Consider the following 18272-nt stretch of genomic DNA (forward strand, 5'->3'; position numbering starts at 1 on the left):
AACTTTCGATGAGCTAGCAAAATCCTTCCGATATTTTTTGCGGGTGCGCGACAAATGGCATCGGCGGTGGATGGATTTTAATCCTTGATAGACACCGACTCTAAGAAATAGAAACCTTTTAAAATATCTTTGATTTTTTATAGGGAAGAACCGCTTGAGCGACACGCGCCGAAAGATCATGAGGGTTCTCGACGGCGAAAGCCTCTCTCCTCCGCCTCTCTGGCTGATGAGACAGGCGGGACGCTACCTTCCTGAATATCGGGAGATACGGGCGAAGGCCGGAAGTTTCCTCGATCTCTGTTACACACCTGATTACGCCGTCGAAGTGACATTGCAGCCGATCCGCCGTTATGGCTTCGACGCCGCCATTCTGTTTTCCGATATCCTTGTCATTCCCGACGCGATGAAGCGGAATGTCCGGTTCACCGAGGGCCATGGGCCGGAGATGGATCCGATCGATGAAGCCGGTATCGGGCGATTGAATGGCGAAGAGGTTGTCGATTATCTCCAGCCGGTTCTGGAGACGGTCCGACGCTTGCGCCACGAGCTGCCGACCGAAACCACACTGCTCGGCTTCTGCGGCGCGCCCTGGACGGTTGCGACCTATATGATCGCCGGCCACGGCACGCCGGATCAGGCTCCTGCCCGTCTTTTCGCCTACAAACATCCACGCGCCTTTGAACATTTGCTGATGCTGCTTGCCGATGTCTCGGCCGATTATCTCGTCGCTCAGATCGATGCCGGCGCCGATGCCGTGCAGATTTTCGATTCCTGGGCCGGTGTTCTCGGCGAGAGGGAGTTCGAGGCCTTCGCGATCCGGCCGGTTGCGCGAATGATCGCTTCGGTCAAATCGCAGCGGCCGCATGCGCGGATCATCGCCTTCGCCAAGGGCGCAGGTTACCAGCTGAAGCACTATCGCCAAAAGACCGGCGCCGATGCGATCGGCCTCGACTGGTCGGTGCCTTTGGCCTTCGCCGCCGAGCTTCAGAAGGACGGACCGGTCCAGGGCAATCTCGATCCGATGCGCGTCGTTGCCGGCGGCCGGGCGCTGGAAGAGGGTATTGACGATATTCTGCAGCATCTCGGCCAAGGACCGCTGATCTTCAATCTCGGCCACGGCATCACGCCGCAGGCCGACCCCGAGCATGTGCGCCTGCTGGTTGATCGCGTCCGCGGCGGCCAGGTGACAAGCGGGAAGTGACGATGGAAAGACAGACCGATCTCAGGCCTGGCGTTTATGCCCGCCGGCGCGCCCATTTTGCGCTGGCCTTCTTCGCGCTGATGGCGGTCGGGCTTTTCGCCTGGAACCCCGATAATCTCTATCTCTGGATCAAGGCGCTCCACATCATCGCGGTGATTTCCTGGATGGCCGGGTTGTTCTATATGCCGCGGCTGTTCATTTACCACACCGATGCCGAACCGGGTTCGGTGCAATCGGAAACCTTCAAGGTGATGGAGCGGCGGCTGCTGCGAATCATCATGACGCCGGCGATGATGCTGACCTGGATTTTCGGGCTCTATCTCGCCTGGTCGGTCTATGGATTCCAGGGCGGCTGGCTGCATGCGAAGATCGGCCTCGTCGTGCTGTTGACCGGCGTTCATATGTTCTTCAGCCGTGCCGTCAGAGCCTTCGAACGGGATGAAAATCGCCGTTCCGCGCGCTATTGGCGCTTCATGAACGAAGCGCCAACCTTGCTGATGATCGTGATCGTAATCCTCGTGGTGGTGAAGCCGTTCTGAGGCGAAAATCGCCCTCAGGTTAAATTTGCTTCATTTTAAGCAGCCCTCTTGCGGCGGCGATCACGAGTCGCTATTTTCCGCGCATCTCATCTACGTGGCATGTGTGTAGAGTTCAGTCGTCTGCGAGCCCTTCGCAGTACCGAAAACGACCCAACATCGCCTTTCCCCTTCGAAATTGAAAAGAGTATTGGTCACTTCATGGCTGAAATGAAGCTTCAGGAACTTAAGAGCAAATCCCCGACCGATCTTCTGGCTTTCGCCGAATCGCTCGAGGTCGAGAATGCCAGCACAATGCGCAAGCAGGAGCTGATGTTTGCCATCCTCAAAATGCTCGCCAGCCAGGATGTCGAAATTATCGGCGAAGGGGTCGTCGAGGTGTTGCAGGACGGGTTTGGCTTCCTGCGTTCGGCCAACGCGAACTATCTGCCGGGTCCTGACGATATCTATATCTCCCCGTCGCAGATCCGCCGTTTCTCGCTGAAAACTGGCGATACGGTGGAAGGGCCAATCCGCGGACCGAAGGAAGGCGAGCGCTATTTCGCGCTGCTGAAGGTCAACACCATCAATTTCGACGATCCGGAAAAGATCCGTCACAAGGTTCATTTCGACAATTTGACGCCGCTCTACCCGAACGAGCGCTTCAAGATGGAACTCGATATCCCCACCTCCAAGGATCTGTCGCCGCGGGTGATCGACCTGGTGGCGCCGCTCGGCAAGGGCCAGCGCGGATTGATCGTCGCGCCGCCGCGCACCGGTAAGACCGTGCTGCTGCAGAATATCGCCCATTCGATCACGGCAAATCATCCGGAATGCTATCTCATCGTCCTGCTGATCGACGAACGGCCTGAGGAAGTGACCGACATGCAGCGCTCCGTCCGCGGCGAGGTCATCTCCTCGACCTTCGACGAACCGGCTGTGCGCCACGTGCAGGTGGCGGAGATGGTCATCGAAAAGGCCAAGCGCCTTGTCGAGCATGGCCGCGACGTCGTCATCCTGCTCGATTCGATCACGCGTCTCGGCCGCGCCTACAACACGGTCGTTCCCTCCTCCGGTAAGGTCCTGACCGGCGGTGTCGATGCCAACGCGCTGCAGCGCCCGAAGCGTTTCTTCGGTGCCGCCCGTAATATCGAGGAAGGCGGTTCGCTGACCATTATCGCGACGGCGCTGATCGATACCGGCAGCCGCATGGACGAAGTCATCTTCGAAGAGTTCAAGGGTACCGGCAACTCGGAAATCGTCCTCGACCGTAAGGTCGCCGACAAGCGGATCTTCCCTGCGATGGATATCCTCAAGTCCGGCACGCGTAAGGAAGACCTGCTCGTTCCGCGCCAGGATCTGCAGAAGATCTTCGTCCTTCGCCGCATTCTGGCGCCGATGGGCACGACGGATGCGATCGAGTTCTTGATCGACAAGCTCAAGCAGACGAAGAACAATTCGGATTTCTTCGACTCGATGAATACATAATCCTTAGCCGGATTCATCCTACAGAAGCTGGAGGCATCCGAACGATGTCGCCAGCTTTTCTATTTAGCAGGATCGATTCGGGCTCGAACCGAAACAGGCGATATGGCCATTTTGCATCATACGATCTTTGCGTTATCGAGCGGTGCCACTCCCGCAGGTGTTTCGGTCGTTCGAATCAGCGGCCCGTTGACCAAGGACATTTTGGTCAGGCTCGTCGGAGCGGTCCCGGCGGCACGATATGCAGCGCGGCGAACGATTCGGACTCGTAACAATCAGCCGATCGACAACGGCCTGGTGTTGTTTTTTCCTGCTCCACACTCGTTTACCGGCGAAGACGTCGCCGAACTGCAGTTGCACGGCAGCAAAGCCGTGCTGGCGGCGTTGTTTGACACGCTTGGTGAACTTTCAGGCGTTCGGATGGCGGTTGAGGGTGAGTTCTCCCGCCGGGCTTTTGAAAATGGCAAGCTTGATCTGGTCGAAGTCGAAGGCCTGGCCGATCTTATCGGCGCCGAAACCGAAATGCAGCGCCGCCTTGCGGTCGAACACAGCCGAGGTGGGCTTTCGCAAATTTACGATTCGTGGGCGGAACGATTGACCCGCGCCCGCGCCCTGATCGAGGCGGAACTTGATTTTGCCGACGAAGATGATGTTCCAGGCTCGGTATCCGACATGGTCTGGGCCGATATGGAAAGGCTGCGCCACGATATCGGCCACCATTTGTCGGCAGCTTCCGCCGGAGAGGTTATCAGGGACGGCTTCAAGGTGGTCATCGCCGGCGCGCCGAATGCGGGAAAATCCAGCCTGCTGAACGCTCTGGCACGGCGCGACGTGGCAATTGTCACGGACATCGCCGGAACCACGCGCGATGTCCTGCAGGTCGATCTCGATATTGATGGCTACCTGATCAAGCTCTATGACACGGCTGGTCTGCGTGAGGCGGATGACCGGGTTGAGATGGAGGGTGTGCGACGCGCACGTGTCGCGCTGCGTGATGCCGATCTGGTGTTGCTGCTGGTCGACATGACGAACCCCCTACTCCCTGACGACTTGGACCAGACTTCACCGCATGTTACTGTCGGGACGAAGAGGGATCTCGTGGATGTCGTCTCAGATCACTACGATCTGCAGATTTCGACGACAACGGGTGACGGCTTGTTGGAATTGCGGCAGCTGATCGGCAACAGCGTCGCCACGCGTTTTACCGGCCTGTCGATGGCAATTCCGAGCCGCCAACGGCACAAGGATTCGCTGGCGAAATGTTTGGCGGCGCTTGAGAACGCCATTTCGGCGACGGATGTCAATCTTGAGCTGCGCACTGAACAGCTTCGCATTGCCGCGGACTATTTGGGCAGAATTACCGGCAGAGTGGATGTCGAGCAGCTACTCGGCGTTATCTTCTCAGAGTTTTGTATCGGCAAGTGATTCACGTGAAACAGTCAGGCATATCACCCGCTTTCACGTGAAACGACTGGCGGATTTTGGAGTATCGGATGACTGATGTCTATGATGTCGTTGTGATAGGTGGCGGCCATGCTGGGTCGGAAGCTGCCAGCGCGGCCGCGCGCCTTGGCGCCAAAACCGCTCTGGTGACACATAGACGGGATACGATCGGGGTCATGTCCTGCAATCCGGCGATCGGCGGCCTTGGCAAGGGCCATTTGGTTCGCGAGATCGACGCGATGGACGGGCTGATGGGTCGTGTCGCCGATGCCGCCGGCATCCAGTTCAGGATGCTCAACAAGAAAAAAGGTGCGGCTGTGCGGGGACCGCGGACCCAAGCCGATCGAAAACTCTATCGTTTAGCGATGCTGGCGGCGATCGAGGCGACAGCCGGTTTGGATATCATCGAAGGCGACGCTTTTGATTTAAAGGTGGTCGATGGCCGCGTGGCCGGGGTGATCATGCAAGATGGTCGCGTGCTGACAGCGGCGGCCGTCGTTCTGACAACTGGTACCTTTCTTCGCGGACTTATTCATATTGGTTCAGAAAAGACGCCGGCTGGTCGCGTTGGCGAAGCACCGTCAATCGGGCTGTCGGCCACCTTGGCAAGGCTTGGCTTGCGGTTGGGACGGTTGAAGACCGGGACACCGGCGCGCCTGGACGGAAACACCATCGACTGGCAGGCCGTCGGCCGGCAAGGGGCCGACGAGGAGCTTATCCCCTTCTCGCTGATGACCGATGCCATTGCCACTCCGCAGATCGAATGCGGGGTCACCCGGACGACCGAGGCGACGCACCGAATCATCGTTGATAACATCATGCGGTCGGCAATGTATTCCGGTCAAATCGAAGGTGTGGGCCCCCGCTATTGCCCATCCATCGAGGACAAGCTGGTCAAGTTCGGAGAGCGGGACGGCCATCAGGTCTTTCTTGAGCCTGAAGGTTTGGACGATGACACCGTCTATCCGAACGGCCTCTCGACATCTCTGCCGGCAGACGTCCAGGCCGAATTCATCAAGACGGTCCCCGGTCTCGAGACGGCGAGAATCATTCAGCCGGGTTATGCCATCGAATATGATCACGTCGACCCCAGAGAGCTGACGCCCTCGCTCGAGGTCAAACGGCTGCGAGGTCTGTTTCTCGCGGGACAGATCAACGGCACCACGGGGTACGAAGAGGCAGCCGCCCAAGGTCTGGCCGCCGGCTTGAATGCCGCGCTTCGTAGCAGCGATTCGGATCCGTTTCATTTCAGCCGCACCAATTCCTATATCGGAGTGATGATTGATGACCTCACGTCGCGAGGCGTTACGGAACCGTACCGAATGTTTACGTCGCGCGCGGAGTATCGTCTAACGCTGCGGGCTGATAATGCCGACATGCGCCTGACGCCGCTGGCGATGCAGCTTGGCTGCGTGAGTGGTGAACGAGAACGGCGATTCACACGCTATCAGACGGAAATCGACAGGGGTCGGCTATTGTTGGAGTCACTGACGGTGACGCCGACCGAGGCGCGTCGCGTCGGTTTGAATATCAATCTCGATGGACAACGCCGGACGGCTTATGACCTGCTCTCCTATCCGAATTATGATTTTGACGCCCTTCGAAAGCTGTGGCCTGGAGAGCTCGGAGAAATTCCCGGAAAAGTGGCGGAGGCATTGGAGATCGAGGCAGGCTACTCAGTCTATCTGGATCGGCAGGCCGCAGCGATTGCTGATCAGCAACGCGACGAGGAACGGCACATACCGGCTGATTTCGACTATGCGGTGCTCTCTGGCCTCTCCAACGAGCTTAAGGCAAAACTCGGCGCTGCTCGGCCTTTCAATATTGCCCAGGCTGCAGTCGTTGAAGGGATGACTCCCGCCGCGATCGCCCTGCTGCTCGTGCATCTGCGTCGCCGCCAATCCTCCGAGCGTCATAGTGCCTAGTTACAATGTGAGAGTTAGAATGGAATTAAACGGTTTGCGTGTTTCACGTGAAACACAGGAACGGCTTCAACACTTCGCGGCGCTCTTTCAAAAATGGGCAAAGACGATCAATCTGGTGGCGCCGTCAACGCTCGACGATCTGTGGAACCGGCATATCGCCGACAGCAGCCAGGTGTTTCAAATCCATCCGAAGCCGATCACCTGGGTCGATCTCGGCAGCGGCGGCGGTTTTCCCGGTGTCATCACGGCGATCTTCCTGACCGAACTGCAAGACGGATGGGTGCATCTGGTCGAGAGTAACCATAAGAAGGCAGCCTTTCTCCGAACCGCGCTGCGGGAAACCAATGCCCGCGGGAGCGTCCACAGCACTCGGATCGAAGATGCCCATGGTGAGATCGACGAATGTAAGGCGATTTCGGCTCGCGCCCTCGCCGACCTCGACGGACTGCTCGAGTATTCTGCCCCTTGGATGTTGGACAAGAATGATTGCCGCGGCTTTTTTCATAAAGGCCGGGATTACATGAGGGAAATCGACAAAGCACGTGGTCGGTGGGAATTCGATCTGTTAGAACATAGAAGCGCCGTCGAGCACGAATCTGTTATTTTGGAAGTATCGAATCTCCGGCGCTTGGTTTAACAGATCGGATATTGCGGCAATGGCTGGCGAACGACATCGGATTATCACCATCGCAAATCAGAAGGGTGGCGTTGGCAAAACGACCACAGCAATCAATCTGGCAACGGCCCTTGCTGCTATTGGCGAGCGTGTCCTGATCGTCGATCTTGATCCGCAAGGCAATGCCAGCACCGGCCTCGGTATCGACCGTCGTGATCGCAAGCTCTCCTCTTATGACCTGATGGTCGGTGAGCGCGGAATTACAGAGGTGACGCTCGAAACGGCGGTGCCCAATCTGTTTATCGTCCCTTCGACGATGGATCTGCTCGGCGTTGAGATGGAGATCTCGCAGCAGAGCGATCGGGTGTTCAAATTGCGCAAAGCCCTGTCTTCACCTGAAGCCATGGCATTTTCCTATATTCTTCTGGATTGCCCGCCCTCTTTCAACCTGCTGACAATGAACGCAATGGCGGCAGCGCATTCGGTGCTGGTACCGCTGCAGTGCGAATTCTTCGCGCTGGAGGGACTCAGCCAATTGCTCGAGACCGTCAGCCAGGTTCGCCGGACGGTCAACCCGCGCCTGGATATTCAGGGAATCGTTTTGACGATGTTCGATGCGCGCAACAATCTTGCCCAACAAGTGGTCAATGATGTGCGTACGCATCTTGGCGAAAAGGTTTACCACACGTTAATTCCGCGAAATGTGCGGGTCTCCGAGGCGCCCTCCTACGGCAAACCGGCCATTCTCTATGATTTGAAATGCGCGGGCAGCCAGGCCTATCTGCAGCTTGCCTCGGAGGTCATTCAACGCGAGCGCCAGAGACTGGCCGCGTAACTATCATTGCAGGGGTGAGTTTGGATCATGAATGACGATGTATCGAAAAGGCGATTGGGCCGTGGCCTTGCGGCGCTGATTGGTGAGATGGATCAGCCTGTTCCGGTGGAAGCCGAGCGGACGATCAGTGCCGACAGAATGATCCCGATCGAGTTCGTCAGCCGTAACCCCCGCAATCCCCGCCGTTTTTTCGATGACGCTGAGCTGCATGATCTTGCCAGTTCCATTCGTCAGCATGGTATCGTGCAGCCGATCGTCGTGCGAACGATGGAGCGGGATCGATACGAAATCATTGCCGGCGAACGCCGTTGGCGCGCCGCCCAACTGGCCGGGCTGATTGAAATTCCGGTCATTATCCGTGACGTCGATGACAAGACGGCATTGGAGATCGCCATTGTCGAAAACGTCCAACGAGCGGATCTCAATGCACTTGAAGAAGCTTTGGGTTATGAGCAGCTGATTGCCGAATACGGCTACACCCAGAACGACCTCGGGGAGATTATCGGTAAAAGCCGCAGCCATGTGGCGAACTCCTTGCGCCTGTTGAAGCTGCCCGATCCGGTGCGCGATCTGCTGGCTGCCGGCAGCCTGTCGGCTGGTCACGCCCGCGCACTTGTTTCGACCCCCGACCCGGCAAGCCTTGCGCGCACCATCGTTGCCAAAGGTATGTCGGTGCGCGATGCGGAAAAGCTGGCGCAAAACAATATCAAAGCTCAATCCGAGCCGCAGCTGGCCGCCTCGCGGCGGGACCAGAAGGATTCAGACACGCTCGCCTTGGAGCGGACGCTTTCCGACGCACTCGGCCTCGATGTTGCGATCAATCACAAGACGAGCGGCGGCCAGATCAAAATTTCCTACAAGTCGCTAGAGCAGCTCGAAGAGATCTGCCGTTTGCTTGAGAGACGCTGATGCATGGCGCGCGGGCAGTCTGAAGCGCTATCCGGATAGTGACATTGCATAAGCAGAGTTTTAATCAGGCGGATTTTCGGCCGGATTGAAGGGTCGTGGAGAGAAGCGTTTGCATGGCAACGCTGTCCTCCAGCACTTGACGCCGTCGGCTTTGCAGAATTGCGGCTTGCAGCCGATTGGATTCACGGGCGATCGCCTCGGCCGTCCATTGGCGCAGCGCTTGTTCGATAATCGGCTTGCGGCGGAAATGTAGATGACGACCCATCGTCTGCATGATCTGAGGCGCCTGCAGGCGTTTTTCCTCCATTTCGGCACGCATGGTATCCAGGAGCTGAAACTGTTTCAGGCATGCCTGCAGGACGAGAAAGATTGCGGTTTTGGAGCTGCTAATCTTCTGCATAGCGTGCAGAAAGCCGTTAAGGTCGCCGCTTAAAATGGCGTCGACGGCATCGTCAACGGAGATCGCACTGGCGTCACCAATTATTTCGGTAACGTGATGTTCTTCGACCGTCTGCAAACCGCGGCAATAGAGGGCAAGCTTACGCACTTCGTTGCGTGAAGCGATGCGGTCGCCGCCGATCAAGGCGATCAGCGCCTGCCGAGCGGCCGGCGTGATGCCGAGCTTTTCGGCGCTCAGTTCGGTATCGATCAGAGCATTCAGGGAGCGGCTGTCATCGGCATAAGACGGGATCGTCATGATCGATCGCGCGGCCTCGGCTGTCTTGCGCAGCAGCGAGCCTTTTTTCAGGTCGCCGGCTTCGACGATCAGGTGGGCGGCTTCGAGCGGCTTTTCGGCCAGCTGTGCCAAGGGATCGACAAGATATTTTTCATTGGCGGCGCCGCGGATCCAGATCAGCTTCTCACCACCGAACAGTCCGATCGACTGAGCTTCGTCGACCAGACGTCCGGGATCCTTCTGCAGGTCGCCAATATCGAGTTTGGTCAGCGAGAAGGGATCATCAAGCGCAACACCGGTCTTGCTGGCAAGCTGACCAGCACGTTCTGACACCAGACCGCGGTCGGGCCCATAAATAACGAAGATCCGATAATTCCTTGCGGATTTCTGCAGAAAGGTTTCGAATTCGTGGGATTTTATCTCCGCCACATCTCCGCCCTCAGCGGCTGAGCGCAGCGGCGATATCGGCTCCGACGAATTCCGCCACCTGATCGGCCGCGCGGTTTTCCGCATCGCGGATTGCCCTTTGCTTGGCGAACTCCTGTTCGGGGAAATCCACCAGCGCTGTGGTCGAGCGGCTGCCGGCCTTGATGACATGGCTGTCGGCCGTGGCGCTCAGCGTGTAGGCGACGTTGACAGTTACGCGGCCGGCTTTCGATGTATCGTCGGATTCCTGCAGCAGTGTGCTGGCGACGCTCGAGGTGGCGTGCATCTCGACCCGATATTGGGGATTTACCGCTTCGCCGGCACCGCGGGAGGCAAGAAAGATAAGGCGATTGCGCACCTGCTGTTCGACCCGGCTGCCTGCCTCGGAAAAACCGACCGAGGAAAGCTTCTCAACGACGCCCGAGCTCTCGGAATAAAGGGGCCGGACCTGGCAGGCAGAGAGAAAAGCCGTGGCGGCAAGGATCATGGCGATGCCGGCATTGCGCGCCAGCCTGCAAGCGATATCAGACGACAATGTTTACAATCCTTTGGGGAACCACGATGATCTTCTTCGGAGCCTGCCCGTTCAGCGCGTTCTTCACCGCATCCAGATCCAGCACGGCGTTGGTAACGGCATTCTGATCTGCATCGCGAGAAATTGTCAATTCAGCGCGTTTCTTGCCGTTGATCTGCACCGGCAGGATCACATCGTTTTCGATGACGAGCGTTTCGTCGTAGCGCGGCCAGCCGGTCCGGGCAAGCAGCCCTTGATTGCCGAGCGCCGTCCAGCATTCCTCAGCCAGATGCGGCGTCATTGGGGCAACCAGCTGGATCAGGATCTCGGCGGCATCGCGCACGGCGGCGCGATAGTGGACATCCCCCTCGCCTGCCGCAACTCTGGTGATCGGCGCGGCCAGCGCGTTGACCAGTTCATAGATCCGGGCGACGGCTTTGTTGAACCAGAGTTTGTCGTAATCGTTCTCGACGGCCTTCAGCGTCCTGTGGGCGGTCTGCGAGATCGACAGCGCTTCCCCCTCGGTTGCCGGCGCCGGGGCGACGGTGGAGAGCGCCTCTGCGGCTTCGGAAATCAACCGCCACAGACGCTGGGTGAAACGATGAGCGCCTTCAACGCCGGCCTCGGACCAGATGACATCGCGCTCCGGCGGAGAGTCGGAGAGAACGAAGAAACGGGCGGTATCGGCGCCATAGGAGGCGATGATATCGTCGGGGTCGACGACGTTCTTCTTCGATTTCGACATCTTTTCGATCGAGCCGATCGCGACTTCCTCGCCTGACGTCAGCAAGAAAGCCCGGCGTTTGCCGTCAAGCTCGTCGATGCGGATATCGGCCGGCGCTACCCACTCCCGGTTGGCGCCGGCACCGCGGCTATAGGTCTCGTGAACCACCATGCCCTGGGTGAAGAGACCCTTGAAGGGCTCCGTAGCGGCGACATGGCCGGTCTCGCGCATGGCACGGGTAAAGAAGCGGGAATAGAGCAAATGCAAGATCGCGTGCTCGATGCCGCCAATATACTGGTCGACTGGCAGCCAACGGTTAGCCGCCTCAGGATCGGTCGGCCGCCCCTCCCAAGGTGCCGTGAAGCGGGTGAAGTACCAGCTCGAATCGACGAAGGTGTCCATCGTATCCGTCTCGCGGCGCGCGTCCTTGCCACAGGTCGGGCAGGAGACATGCCGCCAGGTCGGATGGCGGTCGAGCGGATTGCCCGGCTGGTCGAAGGTGACGTCGTCGGGCAGCTTGACCGGCAGGTCCTTCTTCGGCACTGGCACGACGCCGCAGTCATCGCAATGAATGACCGGGATCGGGCAGCCCCAATAACGCTGCCTCGAAATGCCCCAATCGCGCAGACGGAAATTGACCTTGCGCTCACCCTGCGGCGAATTGCCGAGCGAAGCGGCCGACAGCCGGTCGGCAACGATATTGAAGGCTTCTTCCGTCGTCTTGCCGTTGAGGAAGCGTGAATTGATCATCACGCCATGGCCGTCATAGGCCGTGTCGCCGACGGAAAAACTCGCTGCATCGCCATCCCTCGGCATAACGACGGCCACGACCGGCAGGCCATATTTCCGGGCAAAATCAAGGTCGCGCTGGTCGCCCGAGGGGCAGCCGAAGATCGCGCCGGTGCCGTAATCCATCAGCACGAAATTGGCGATATAGACCGGCAACTCCCAGGAGGGATCGAGCGGATGGCGGACGCGGATGCCGGTGTCCATGCCCTTCTTCTCAGCGGTCTCGAGCGCGGCGAGCGAGGTGCCGGCGCGGCGGCACTCCTCGCAGAAGGCCTCGATCTCGGCGTTCTTTGCAGCGGCATCCTTTGCCAGCGGATGATCGGCGGCAATCGCCAGGAAGGAGGCGCCAAACAGCGTGTCCGGGCGGGTAGTATAGACCGTGATCTCAGTCTCACCGGCGGGAGCCGTTTCCGCCACGATCTCCCAGCGAACGGTCAGGCCTTCCGAGCGGCCGATCCAGTTCTTCTGCATCAACCGGACTTTTTCAGGCCACTGGTCAAGCGTATCCAGCGCGTCCAGCAGATCCTGGCTGAAATCGGTGATCTTGAAGAACCATTGCGTCAGTTCGCGCTGTTCGACCAGCGCGCCGGAACGCCAGCCGCGGCCGTCGATCACCTGCTCGTTGGCAAGAACGGTATTGTCGACTGGGTCCCAGTTGACCTTCGACTGCTTGCGGTAGACCAGGCCCTTCTCGAGGAAATCCAGGAACAGATGCTGCTGATGCTGGTAATATTCGACGTCGCAGGTGGCGAATTCGCGGCTCCAGTCTAGCGAAAGCCCCATGGCCTTCAGCTGCGCCTTCATCGAGCCGATGTTCTGGTAGGTCCAGGAGGCGGGGTGCACGCCGCGCTCCATGGCGGCGTTTTCCGCCGGCATGCCGAAGGCGTCCCAACCCATCGGATGCAGCACGTTGTAACCGCGGGCGCGTTTGTAGCGGGCGACGACATCGCCCATAGCGTAATTGCGGACATGACCCATATGGATGCGCCCCGACGGATAGGGGAACATTTCGAGAACGTAATATTTTTCGCGCGGATCGGCGTTGTCGGTCTCGAAGACCTTGTCTTCATTCCATTTCTGCTGCCAGCGGGGCTCGGCATCGCGCGGATTATAACGTTCGGTGGCCATGGTATTCGAAATTCCGGAAAATCAGGGGAGGTTGGTCGAGACCTTCACCATGAAACCACCGTAGCGTCAAGTTTCGCGGGCGCTGCAAGCGCCCGATCTTCATCCCGGCCGGCCGATTTCGCGGCAACGGGTCTTGGCAAGCACAGAATGGCTGGCTAGTTGATTGCCAACACTCTCATGCTGAAATGTCGAGGCAGAACGATGGAACTTCAAGAGCGCTTGGATGACGTGGGATCGCGGATTGCTGCCGGAGAACGCCAGGCGGGTCGTCCGGCCGGTTCCGTTCGGCTCGTCGCGGTGTCGAAGACCTTCGAAGCGGAAGCGATCCGTCCGGCCATCGACGCCGGCCAGCGCGTCTTCGGCGAGAATCGCGTGCAAGAGAGCCAGGGCAAGTGGCCGGCGCTGAAGGCCGAATGGCCGGATCTCGAATTGCATCTGATCGGACCGCTGCAATCGAATAAGGCGGCGGATGCGGTGGCGCTTTTCGACGTCATCGAGACGGTGGATCGGGAAAAGATCGCCCGCGCGCTGGCGGAGGAGATCAAGCGGCAAGGCAAGACGCCGCGGCTCTACGTCCAGGTCAATACCGGGCTCGAACCGCAGAAGGCCGGCATCGCGCCTGACGACACGCCTGCCTTCGTCACTCTCTGCCGCGACGAGCTCGGTCTTTCCATCGAGGGTCTGATGTGCATTCCGCCGGCGGAGGAAAATCCCGGGCCGCATTTCGCCCTGCTGGCGAAGCTCGCGGTCAAATGCGGCGTCGAAAAACTGTCCATGGGCATGTCGGGCGATTACGAGACGGCGATCGCCTTCGGCGCCACCAGCGTGCGCGTCGGATCGGCGATTTTCGGCGCGCGCTGATACTCTGCTTTGGTCGGGCTTCCCGTTCCCCCCACTGCTGCCTAGATTGATATCGAGGCTTGCATATCCTGGGGAGGAGCAGATGCAGAACGGCTATCATCAGGTCTACGCGGCCTGGAAACGCGATCCCGAGGCTTTCTGGCGCAACGCAGCCGCCGATATCGACTGGTTCAAGCCGCCGGAACGGGTTTTTTCGCCGGATGCCGGCGTCTACGGCCGTTGGTTCGAGGGGGCGGAAACCAATACCTGCCACAATTGTCTGGACCGGCACGTCATTGCCGGACGCGGCGGCGAGACGGCGGTCATCTTCGACAGCGCGATGACCGGCGAGAAGAGGCGTTTCACCTATGACGAAGTCCTTGGCGAAGTGAAAGCCATCGCCGCGACGCTGGCCGATCTCGGAATCGGCAGAGGCGATCGTGTGATCCTCTATATGCCGATGGTTCCACAGGCGGTGTTTTCGATGCTCGCCTGCGCCCGCATCGGTGCTGTCCATTCCGTCGTCTTCGGAGGCTTTGCCGCCAGCGAGCTTGCTGCGCGCATCGACGATTGCAGGGCGAAGCTGGTGATCACCGCGAGCTGCGGGCTCGAGCCCGGCCGCATCGTCGCCTATAAGCCTTTGGTCGACCAGGCGATCGAAATCGCGCATTCGAAGCCGGAGCGCTGCCTGGTGCTGCAGCGGCCGGAGCTTCGGGCCGATCTCGTCAGCGGCCGCGACCAGGATTTCGAGGCGGCGGTGACTGAGCATCGCGGCGCCGAAATCGCCTGCGTCTCGGTCAAGGCGACCGATCCGCTCTATATCCTCTATACCTCCGGCACCACAGGCCAGCCGAAGGGCGTCGTGCGCGACAATGGCGGCCATTTGGTCGCACTCAACTGGTCGATGCGAAATATTTACGGCTTGGAGCCGGGCGAGGTTTTTTGGACGGCTTCGGATATCGGCTGGGTCGTCGGACATTCCTATATCGTCTATGCGCCGCTGATCTCAGGCGTCACCACGGTGATCTTCGAGGGAAAACCGGTCGGCACGCCGGATGCCGGCGCCTTCTGGCGCGTTGTTTCGGAGCACCACGTGCGGGTGCTGTTCACGGCGCCGACGGCATTCCGCGCCATCCGGCGGGAGGATGGCGACGGTGAACTGATGCGCAAATATCCGATGCCGGATTTCCGGGCGCTGTTTCTTGCCGGCGAGAGGGCGGACCCGGAGACGTTGAAATGGGCGGAGCGCATGCTCGGCGTGCCCGTCATCGATCACTGGTGGCAGACGGAGACCGGCTGGCCGATCGCCGCCAATCCGCTCGGCCTCGGCGCCCTTCCCGTCAAGCACGGTTCGCCGGCGCTGCCGATGCCCGGCTACGACATCGCCGTGCTCGACGATGCCGGCCATCCGATCGAGGCGGGCACGCTCGGCAATATCGTCATTAAGCTTCCCTTGCCGCCCGGCTGCCTGCCGACCCTCTGGAACGCGGACGACCGTTTCCGGTCGGCCTATCTCGACGAGTTTCCCGGCTACTACAAAACGGCCGACGCCGGCTATGTCGACGAGGACGGTTATCTCTTCATCATGTCGCGCACCGACGACATCATCAATTGCGCCGGTCATCGGCTCTCGACTGGGGCGATGGAGGAGGTCTGCGCCCGTCACCCCGATGTCGCCGAATGCGCGGTCATCGGTGTGATCGATGCAGTGAAGGGTCAGGCGCCATGCGGTTTCCTGGTGTTGAAGCGGAATGTTTCACGCGAGACGACGGCAATCGAATCAGAGGTCGTGGCGATGATTCGCGAATCGATCGGCCCCGTCGCCGCCTTCAAAACGGCCATCACCGTTAACCGATTGCCGAAAACACGCTCCGGTAAAATTCTGCGTGGCACGATGCAGAAAATCGCCGACGGTATACCCTGGAAAATGCCTGCAACCATTGACGATCCGGTGATTTTGGAAGAGATCGCGGAGGCGCTGCGCAAGCGCGGTTTCGGCTCTCTGCCAATGTGAAATTAAACTTTCGCTAGGCCTAATTGAGAAATTGTTAACCATGTTGCGCAAGGGTTTGTTAACGGCAATGGCTTGCATAGCAGGCTTTGCATGACGCGGTCGCCGTTACCGGCTTAGTCCGGAATGCCCTTTCTCCAAGATTGTGGAACGGATCATGACAAGCATCCTTACCAACAACGCTGCCATGGCAGCGTTGCAGACTTTGCGCGGCGTAAACGACAGCCTGAAGGACACTCAGGGTCGCGTTTCCTCGGGTTATCGCGTCGAAAAAGCTGCCGACAATGCCGCTTACTGGTCGATCGCGACGACGATGCGTTCGGACAACAAGGCACTCTCCGCCGTCTCCGATGCGCTCGGCCTCGGCGCGGCCAAGGTCGACACCGCCTATTCGGCTATGGACAGCGCGCTCGACATCGTCAGCGACATCAAGGCCAAGATCGTCGCCGCCACGGAAAAAGGCGTCGACAAGACGAAGATTCAGCAGGAACTCGATCAGCTGCAGGATCAGCTTCTCAGCATCGCCCAATCGGCATCCTTCTCCGGCGAAAACTGGGTTGCCGGCGCCTCAGGCACGAAGAGCGTCGTTTCGTCCTTCGTCCGCGATGGCAGCAATGCCGTCTCAGTCAAGATGACGGATTACGTGCTCGATTCCGGCACGCTTGGAAACGTGCTGTTCGGCATGACGAGCACCGGGGCGATCGAGACGACCAGTGGCATTCTCGGCACGGCCTTCAACGGAACCTATGGCGGCACCGTCATCGTCATGGCGTCGATTTACGATCTCGACATTACCGGTTTCACCCAGGGCCAGCTCGATGGAGCCTTGACCGGTGTCGAACTGGTGCTCGGCGCCATGACCGCCGCCGGCTCGGCCCTCGGCTCGATCTCGACCCGTATTCAGCTGCAGGAAAATTTCGTCAGCGGCCTTCACGATTCGATCGACTCCGGCGTCGGCCGCCTGGTCGATGCAGACATGGAAGAGGAATCGAGCAAGCTCTCGGCATTGCAGACACAGCAGCAGCTCGCCGTCCAGGCGCTGTCGATCGCCAACAGCTCGGCGCAGAACATCCTCACCCTGTTCCGCAGCTAATTGGAAACAGGCAATCCGCAACAAAAAACCCCGCCGGTTAGCTCATACCGGCGGGGTTTTCATGAGATCGTCGATCTCTCAGTAATGATCGTCGTCGTCTTCATCCTTCGGCGCCGAGCGCAGCGAGCTCAGCTTGCGGAAGACGGCGTCGGCGTCGATCTCCTTTTCCTTTTCCTCCTCGCGCTCATAGCTCGGGGTAAGGCGCTCGGTTTCCTGGGCCGATTGCAGCGTCGCGCCTAGCTCGGCGGCGGTCGGCAGCGGACGGCCCTTGGAAGCCTTTTCTACTTCCATGTCGAGATCGATCTGGCTGCAGAGGCCGAGCGTTACCGGATCCATCGGGGCCAGGTTGGCGGAGTTCCAGTGGGTGCGCTCGCGGATCTGCTCGATGGTCGATTTCGTCGTGCCGACGAGGCGGGAAATCTGCGCGTCCTTCAACTCCGGATGGTTGCGAACGAGCCAGAGAATGGCGTTCGGGCGGTCCTGACGCTTGGAAACCGGCGTATAACGCGGGCCGCGGCGCTTGGATTCCGGCACCCGCACCTTCGGCTCGGAAAGTTTCAGCTTGTGGTTCGGATTGGCTTCGGCGCGGGCGATCTCGTCGCGCGACAGCTGTCCGGTCGAGATTGGGTCGAGACCCTTGATGCCCTGCGCGGCTTCGCCATCGGCGATCGCCTTGACCTCGAGCGGGTGCAGTTTGCAGAACTGCGCGATCTGATCGAAAGACAGTGCCGTGTTGTCGACAAGCCAGATGGCGGTCGCCTTCGGCATGAGCAGTGTTTGAGCCATGGATATAGTCCTTCTATCGTCCGCGCCGGTCGCGGTCCGTGGATTGTCACCACAATGTCCGGGAAATATGGCGCTATATAACCGCACTGTCGCAGAATTGCAATTCTTCCGAAATGAAATGACCTTTGTCTAATTGCCGCCACGATGCGAACTGCTATGAATTGCCCTGATTTGAAATCTGGGCCCGCTTTGCCGGTGGCCGTTGCATGTCTCATGAGGAGGAGTTCCATGTCGGAGAAGATCTATCCGGTCACGAAGCCGGTAAAGGCGCGCGCCCTGATCGATAAGGATAAGTACCTGAAATGGTACGAGGAGAGCGTCGAGAACCCGGACAAGTTCTGGGGCAAACACGGCAA

The 18272-nt window shown here is 59.3% G+C and carries 15 protein-coding genes; 11 read left to right on the top strand and 4 right to left on the bottom strand.

The window, feature by feature from the left end; translation table 11 throughout:
• Positions 1–154: 154 nt before the first annotated feature.
• The 8 genes from hemE to ATY29_RS19670 all read left to right on the top strand — a co-directional run bounded on the left by hemE (position 155) and on the right by ATY29_RS19670 (position 8929).
• Positions 155–1201, top strand: coding sequence for a uroporphyrinogen decarboxylase (gene hemE / locus ATY29_RS19635; protein WP_097537079.1), 1047 nt, complete (start codon positions 155–157; stop codon positions 1199–1201).
• A gap of 2 nt (positions 1202–1203) precedes the next feature.
• A complete protein-coding gene (gene hemJ / locus ATY29_RS19640; RefSeq protein WP_097537080.1) occupies positions 1204–1740 on the top strand; it encodes a protoporphyrinogen oxidase HemJ in 537 nt (178 codons plus the stop codon).
• Positions 1741–1938: 198 nt separating this feature from the next.
• Positions 1939–3204 carry a transcription termination factor Rho gene (gene rho / locus ATY29_RS19645; protein WP_003571435.1) on the top strand — a complete coding sequence of 422 codons (1266 nt, stop codon included), beginning with the start codon at positions 1939–1941 and terminating at the stop codon, positions 3202–3204.
• Between the two features lie 102 nt (positions 3205–3306).
• Positions 3307–4626, top strand: coding sequence for a tRNA uridine-5-carboxymethylaminomethyl(34) synthesis GTPase MnmE (mnmE, locus tag ATY29_RS19650; RefSeq protein ID WP_097537081.1), 1320 nt, complete (start codon positions 3307–3309; stop codon positions 4624–4626).
• Between the two features lie 68 nt (positions 4627–4694).
• Entirely contained in the window at positions 4695–6569 is a 1875-nt protein-coding gene (gene mnmG / locus ATY29_RS19655) for a tRNA uridine-5-carboxymethylaminomethyl(34) synthesis enzyme MnmG (protein WP_097537082.1), read from the top strand.
• A 19-nt stretch (positions 6570–6588) separates the two neighbouring features.
• Positions 6589–7206, top strand: a complete 618-nt coding sequence (rsmG, locus tag ATY29_RS19660) for a 16S rRNA (guanine(527)-N(7))-methyltransferase RsmG (RefSeq protein WP_097537083.1) — start codon at positions 6589–6591, stop codon at positions 7204–7206.
• A gap of 19 nt (positions 7207–7225) precedes the next feature.
• Positions 7226–8020, top strand: a complete 795-nt coding sequence (locus ATY29_RS19665) for a ParA family protein (protein ID WP_003571440.1) — start codon at positions 7226–7228, stop codon at positions 8018–8020.
• Positions 8021–8047: 27 nt separating this feature from the next.
• A complete protein-coding gene (locus tag ATY29_RS19670; RefSeq protein WP_003571441.1) occupies positions 8048–8929 on the top strand; it encodes a ParB/RepB/Spo0J family partition protein in 882 nt (293 codons plus the stop codon).
• A 64-nt stretch (positions 8930–8993) separates the two neighbouring features.
• Here ATY29_RS19670 and holA read toward each other — a convergent pair whose 3' ends face one another.
• Genes holA through leuS form a run of 3 tightly spaced genes read right to left on the bottom strand, consistent with a single transcriptional unit; the run spans position 8994 to position 13186 of the window.
• Positions 8994–10034, bottom strand: coding sequence for a DNA polymerase III subunit delta (gene holA / locus ATY29_RS19675; protein WP_097537084.1), 1041 nt, complete (start codon positions 10032–10034; stop codon positions 8994–8996).
• Positions 10035–10044: 10 nt separating this feature from the next.
• The gene (locus ATY29_RS19680) at positions 10045–10566 is read right to left on the bottom strand and encodes an LPS assembly lipoprotein LptE (RefSeq protein WP_003571443.1); all 522 of its coding nucleotides are present in this window, start codon (positions 10564–10566) and stop codon (positions 10045–10047) included.
• Entirely contained in the window at positions 10556–13186 is a 2631-nt protein-coding gene (gene leuS, locus ATY29_RS19685; protein WP_097537085.1) for a leucine--tRNA ligase, read from the bottom strand. The genes ATY29_RS19680 and leuS overlap by 11 nt, the downstream gene beginning before the upstream one ends.
• Positions 13187–13387: 201 nt before the next feature.
• Here leuS and ATY29_RS19690 point away from each other — a divergent pair, with 201 nt between their 5' ends.
• From ATY29_RS19690 to ATY29_RS19700, 3 genes are all read left to right on the top strand, one after another.
• Positions 13388–14047: a YggS family pyridoxal phosphate-dependent enzyme gene (locus ATY29_RS19690; protein ID WP_003571445.1), complete on the top strand. Its 660-nt coding sequence runs from the start codon at positions 13388–13390 to the stop codon at positions 14045–14047.
• An 82-nt stretch (positions 14048–14129) separates the two neighbouring features.
• On the top strand, positions 14130–16040 hold the full coding sequence (locus ATY29_RS19695; RefSeq protein WP_097537086.1) for a propionyl-CoA synthetase: 1911 nt from the start codon (positions 14130–14132) through the stop codon (positions 16038–16040).
• A gap of 154 nt (positions 16041–16194) precedes the next feature.
• Positions 16195–17130 (top strand): flagellin N-terminal helical domain-containing protein, encoded by a 936-nt coding sequence (locus ATY29_RS19700; RefSeq protein ID WP_003571447.1) that lies wholly within the window; start codon positions 16195–16197, stop codon positions 17128–17130.
• A 78-nt stretch (positions 17131–17208) separates the two neighbouring features.
• Here ATY29_RS19700 and ATY29_RS19705 read toward each other — a convergent pair whose 3' ends face one another.
• Positions 17209–17916 carry a DUF1013 domain-containing protein gene (locus ATY29_RS19705; protein WP_003571448.1) on the bottom strand — a complete coding sequence of 236 codons (708 nt, stop codon included), beginning with the start codon at positions 17914–17916 and terminating at the stop codon, positions 17209–17211.
• Between the last annotated feature and the right edge of the window lie 356 nt (positions 17917–18272).

Origin of the sequence: Rhizobium hidalgonense (assembly GCF_002914525.1) — a bacterium.
Taxonomy (GTDB): domain Bacteria; phylum Pseudomonadota; class Alphaproteobacteria; order Rhizobiales; family Rhizobiaceae; genus Rhizobium; species Rhizobium hidalgonense.

Excerpts from the sequence above, each read along its gene's own strand:
- hemJ (WP_097537080.1), top strand. The coding sequence starts at position 1,204 with ATGGAAAGACAGACCGATCTCAGGCCTGGCGTTTATGCCCGCCGGCGC.
- rho (WP_003571435.1), top strand. The coding sequence starts at position 1,939 with ATGGCTGAAATGAAGCTTCAGGAACTTAAGAGCAAATCCCCGACCGAT.
- mnmE (WP_097537081.1), top strand. The coding sequence starts at position 3,307 with ATGGCCATTTTGCATCATACGATCTTTGCGTTATCGAGCGGTGCCACT.
- mnmG (WP_097537082.1), top strand. The coding sequence starts at position 4,695 with ATGACTGATGTCTATGATGTCGTTGTGATAGGTGGCGGCCATGCTGGG.
- rsmG (WP_097537083.1), top strand. The coding sequence starts at position 6,589 with ATGGAATTAAACGGTTTGCGTGTTTCACGTGAAACACAGGAACGGCTT.
- ATY29_RS19665 (WP_003571440.1), top strand. The coding sequence starts at position 7,226 with ATGGCTGGCGAACGACATCGGATTATCACCATCGCAAATCAGAAGGGT.
- ATY29_RS19670 (WP_003571441.1), top strand. The coding sequence starts at position 8,048 with ATGAATGACGATGTATCGAAAAGGCGATTGGGCCGTGGCCTTGCGGCG.
- leuS (WP_097537085.1), bottom strand. The coding sequence starts at position 13,186 with ATGGCCACCGAACGTTATAATCCGCGCGATGCCGAGCCCCGCTGGCAG.
- ATY29_RS19690 (WP_003571445.1), top strand. The coding sequence starts at position 13,388 with ATGGAACTTCAAGAGCGCTTGGATGACGTGGGATCGCGGATTGCTGCC.
- ATY29_RS19695 (WP_097537086.1), top strand. The coding sequence starts at position 14,130 with ATGCAGAACGGCTATCATCAGGTCTACGCGGCCTGGAAACGCGATCCC.
- ATY29_RS19700 (WP_003571447.1), top strand. The coding sequence starts at position 16,195 with ATGACAAGCATCCTTACCAACAACGCTGCCATGGCAGCGTTGCAGACT.
- ATY29_RS19705 (WP_003571448.1), bottom strand. The coding sequence starts at position 17,916 with ATGGCTCAAACACTGCTCATGCCGAAGGCGACCGCCATCTGGCTTGTC.